Genomic DNA, 5,235 nt, shown 5'->3' on the forward strand with positions numbered 1-5,235 from the left:
GGATTAGTGATACGTATCTTTCAGAAATCAAATAAACGAGTAAATAATTTAAATTGATAAATTTGGGTGATTCGTCATTTCGACTGGAGCGCAGCGTAATGGAGAAATCTTTGACCGAAGTTTAAAAGATTTCTCCGCTACGGTCGAAATGACGATCTCCTTTGAGCTCTCCTAGAGATGCTTCCTTCGTCGGCATGACAGAAGAGAAAAACACAAAGAAAAAAATAAAAAATGATTGCCATTGCTATAGATGATGAACCGATTGCACTAGAGATTATAAAATCTCACGCCTCAAAAGTTCCATTTGTAACATTGCAACAAACTTTTACAGATGCTTTTGCAGCCATCAGCTATCTTCAGCAGAACAAGGTTGATTTAATTTTTCTGGATATCAAAATGCCAGATATCAGTGGAATTGATTTTTTAAAGAGTTTGAGCAAGCCACCAATGGTTATTTTTACAACGGCCTACACAGAGCATGCTGTGCAGAGTTTTGAACTCGATGCTGTAGATTATCTGCTAAAACCTTTTTCACTTTCGCGTTTCTTAAAGGCTTGCAATAAAACCCAGGAACTCTTTAACCTGCGCAACCAGAAGCAGGAAACAAAAACAGCATATATTTTCGTAAAAGATGGTTACGAGCAAATTAAGGTGGAGTTGGACGAAATCCTTTATGTGGAGGCCTCAGGCAACTACACCCAAATACAGCTAAAAGACAAACTTTTAAGCTCGAGGATTACCATTAACGATTTGGCTGAACTGTTGCCGAAAGCAGATTTTATCCGTTGTCACCGGGCTTTTATTGTGGCTAAAAATAAAATATCCAAATTTGATCGCAGCCAGATTTGGATTGGAGAAAAAATTATTCCTATCGGGGCAACTTATACCAATATTAAACTTACTTAATGCAATTTAAACCTCACAGGTTTAAAAATCTGTGAGGTTTGTGCTTCATTRGTTAGACCCTGAAATGAATTACCTTCGGTGAGCTCGCTTAAGGCTCGGTTTACTCCGTAGCTTTCCGCTTCGCTCCAGGTCAGGGTAAAGGTGGTCAAAATATTAAGGTTTCACATTTACCCTTATTCCTGCTGAGTGTGTGGTAAACTCAGGTGCGTACATGCTTTGCAAAGAGGTAATTCCATTTGAAAAATTTCCGGCATGTGTAACCCTTAATGGATACTCGAATACATAGGTTCCTTTAGGCATATAACTAATAAAGAAATTGGTTGAAGCATCTTTTGTACTTTCGTAATAACCTAAACCATCCTGATATTTATACCTGGAGATTACGTTTACAGGTTCAAAACCCGATGAACGCATATCTTTCAAATGAATATATTCCATATCCCGATCACAATAAATTTCAATACGCACTTTTAATAAATCGCCAGGCGCTAAAACATTTGTTGCAGTTAATGGCGTCAAAATATCGCCCTTAGTACTGGCTTTTTGGATAAACAATTGCTTTTTAATTTTAACACCTGTACTGGCAGTGCTTATTTTATCCAATTGCTCAAAATACTGCCAGTAAAGCGCTCCCCATGCAATTGTTGTGTTGTTATTTTTCACCTGTACCTTACCCATTTCTGGTTTTACATCAGTACCGGCAATGGTTAACTTTTGATAGCCTGTTCCAGCTTCTTTTACGGCGTTAGGCTGTTGCAAATCTGCTATTTTTTGACCGCCAATAGTTATTTCAGGTTCATTGCGCTCTGTCAAAAGGTTAGTACCTTTCATTAGCAATGCATAACAAGCTGCCGTAGTGGCTTTGGTTGTTTTCCAATCGTTGGTCTGTTTGTTTTTGAGCAACCAGATTTTCATTTCCTCCACCGATTTGGCATCGTTAGTCACTTCGTCGAAAGCCTCTATTAATAAAGCCTGTGTTTCTATCGGACTTTGGTACCACCACCAGCCTGCTTTATTGGTAGCCCAATACATGCCGAGTTCTTCATTTTGCTGAGCCGTTTGATTTAATAACGTAATGATTTTTTTGGCTTCTACCTCATTGCCGTTTCTATTTAAAACCAAGGCGGTTTGTGCCAACTGGTAAGTATCAAAGGTTTTCCAGCTCGCTATTAATTTTTTCAGATAGAAATCTTTGGCCTTTAAAAAATCTGCATTGGTATTTTTTTGATTAGTGTAACTTCTGGCGAATAGATAGTGCAACGGCAAATAGGCAAAACGTTTTCCTTTCACTTCATCCTTATAATCTTTAACCAGYTGTGCATCTAAATAAATAATGGCTTTGTTAAGCATTACATTAAAATTAGGATAAGCTTTTTCGTCAATCAGTTTTAGTTTTTTTAGCTGGCCCATTCCTAAAACTATGTGTTGTGTAATGTACCGATCTTCCTGCATGCCATTAAACCATGGAAAGGCACCATTATTAAATTGCATTTTTTCTAACTTTTCGAAGTTGTTTTTTAACTCGTAAGTCATTCTATTCAAATCGAAAAGCATGGCCAAACGTTTTTTACGCTCGTTTTCATTATCGGCATTACGCACCCAAGGCGTTTCTTCTAACAAAATTGATTTGAGCTCCTGGTTTTTCTCTAGGTTAGATAAGAGGGCTTCGCCATTATTTGTATTTTTCCATTGTTCGAAAACGGTTTTAATTTTTGGTGAGGAATTAATGATACCTGTTGCAAAACTATTGGCATAAAACCGGCTAAAAGTTTGTTCAGCACACTCATAGGGGTATTCCATCAAATAAGGTAATGCCTGCACGGCATACCAGATGGGATTTAAGGTAAACTCGAAAGTTAAACTTTGGTTACGTAAGGTTTTTGAAGCTCCTGATTTCTCCAGCTTCACAAAATCGAAAGTTTTACTGGTATTGCCACGCACGTTTATAGGCATACTTTCGGTAACCAACATTGAGTTTGCCAAAACGGGAATGGTATTTTCTTCACCATCGCTAAACTTACCACTTTGGGCCAAAACTTTATAGGTAATGGCATTAATACCGGATGGAATAATTAATGTCCATTTTAAAACAGCATTTCCTGCATCATCAACTTCGAAAGTTTTTCCGGTTTTTTCGTTTGTTCCAAAAATCTGGATCGGTTTTGCAGTTAAGGCATCTGTAAGTTCTAAACTGGCCTTACCGATAAGTTTTTTGCCTGCCAGGTTATTTAGTTTGGCGCTTAATAAGATGGTATCCCCTTCGCGGAAAAAACGTGGGGCATTAATGGCAATGGCCAATTGTTTCTGGGTAACCAATTCATTGGTAATCGATGCCGTTTTTAAATCTTTGGTATGTGCAAAACCCATCATTTTATAGCGTGTTAAACTTTGCGGGATGGTGAACTCGATCTTGATTTCGCCTTTGGCATCGGTTAACAATTGTGGATAAAAAAATGCGAGCTCGTTGAAATTGGTACGTGGCGTGATGTCAGTTTTTTTGTATTTAAGTACTTCCACTTCCTGACGTATTGTTGTTGATTTATCTTCATCAGCCATTGCAAAGACTGAAGTATCTTCAGCCCTATTGCCAGAAACAGCTCCCTTTAGTTTTTCAACTGTGGGTGCTTCAACACTTAATCCGGCAGCCTTCCCTTCCAAAGTTGACATCCCTCTAATTTGAACAACCGAACCAGTCATATTCTGCTTTTTTTGTGCTCCGTATCCCGTAACCACCACTTCTTTCAAAGCATTTCCATCCTCCTTCAGGGTTACATCAATCCGTTTTTTAGCACCTACTTTTATAGCGTAGCCCTTAAAGCCTAGAAAAGCAAAACTCAATGTTTCCCCTGCTTTAACATCAATAGTATAAATACCAAAAACATTAGTGGTTGTTACTGTTTTGCCAGATTTTACCTCTACACCTGGCAATATTTCGCCATGTTCATCGAATACCACCCCGTAGCTTAATTTGCCATTAGCCAACTCAGCTAATTTCTGAACAGCCTCAGGAGATAAACCCTTTCTTTTAGGCCTTTGTAAATTGTTCATATAATTACGATAACCATTGTTGTAGCCACCATAATAATTGTAACCGAATAAATTAAGGTTTTCGTAACCGCGTGTAATTACGCCAAAATTATTTCCAGATCTTAAAAACCATAAATAACCAGCGTTTGCGATGTCATTTACATTGAAGTTCCAAGTGTAAAAATAATAGTTAAAGCCTGTTGGTAACTGCGTATTCCAATCCATTCTTTTCAAGTCGTCCAAACTTGCATCGTATAGCGTAGCCACCATTTCGGCCATCTGCTTTTCGCCATTTTTATTACTGATCTGTAGTTTCCAGCTTTCTTTTTCACCAGGCTGAAGTTTATTTCTAAAGGTTAAAAACCTGATATCTAACTCTTTTTTCGGATCTATAATTTTAACCTGTTGCATCGAACTGTAAACCATACCTTGATGTACCATGGTAAACTGTACGGCAAAACCATCCTCGTAATTACCTTTCGGTTTAATTTTAACAAAACTTTGTTTTGGCGATAGATTAAGCCATACCTTTTCGGCTATACTATCACGATAATAAACTTCATAATAAGCCCTACTATTATCGGCTAAGCCCGCCAAGCGGAAAACAGCGCTTTCAGTCGGTTTAATTACGCTTACTTCAGGAGCAATCCATTCGATATTAGATTGTATCGTTGCAGGCGCTTCATTATAGATAACTAAATACTGATCTACTTTAATGGTATCGTTCTGCTCGTTTATGGCTATTAAATTGATTTTATAATAACCTGGTTTTAGGTTTTTTTGGTTGAAGTTTAAACTCCCCCGACCATTTTTAGCAGTAGGGCTTTGTTTCAATTCTACCGATTTTATTGGCCATTTGGCTACTTCGAGTTCATTGTTATAATCTTCATTTGGAAAATTCATTATAAACTCCTCTTTACTTAATGCATAGTTTTCGGCATAAAACGGACTCTTGTTCATTAACCTGGATGGCGCCTGCAACAAACTCCATTCTGCCTTAACATTCGCTTTAATGGGTTCGTTGTTTAAATTGGTTACCCAGAATGGGATACTATCGGTTTTGTTGCTTACATAAATAACCTGTTCGGTACTGACATTAAGATTAATATCTTTTTGCCCCACATTTATCGCTGTGGTTTTCGTTCGGGTTTCGCCATTTAAATCCGTTACCTCAGTTTCAATTTCGTAGCTATAATTCTGTTTGGCATTGGTGGCCTTTGCAAAAAAGGTAATATCGAATTTGCCACCTGGTTTGGTATTTGTTTTGCCAATGGCAATCTGCTTTCTTTCACTATATATATT

2 protein-coding genes are annotated in these 5,235 nt (G+C 37.7%); one reads left to right on the forward strand and one right to left on the reverse strand.

Annotated elements, in window-relative coordinates; genetic code table 11:
- Positions 1-231 precede the first annotated feature (231 nt).
- Positions 232-906 (forward strand): LytR/AlgR family response regulator transcription factor, encoded by a 675-nt coding sequence (locus AC1DPQ_RS16760; RefSeq protein WP_477610303.1) that lies wholly within the window; start codon positions 232-234, stop codon positions 904-906.
- A 153-nt stretch (positions 907-1,059) separates the two neighbouring features.
- Here the strand turns inward: AC1DPQ_RS16760 and AC1DPQ_RS16765 are convergent.
- The coding region (locus tag AC1DPQ_RS16765) for an alpha-2-macroglobulin family protein (protein WP_477610304.1) at positions 1,060-5,235 on the reverse strand (4,176 nt) is incomplete at its 5' end.

It is taken from the genome of Pedobacter sp. 01T416_2, from assembly GCF_056398925.1.

Coding starts and splice junctions, on each gene's coding strand:
- AC1DPQ_RS16760 (WP_477610303.1), top strand. CDS start 232: ATGATTGCCATTGCTATAGATGATGAACCGATTGCACTAGAGATTATA.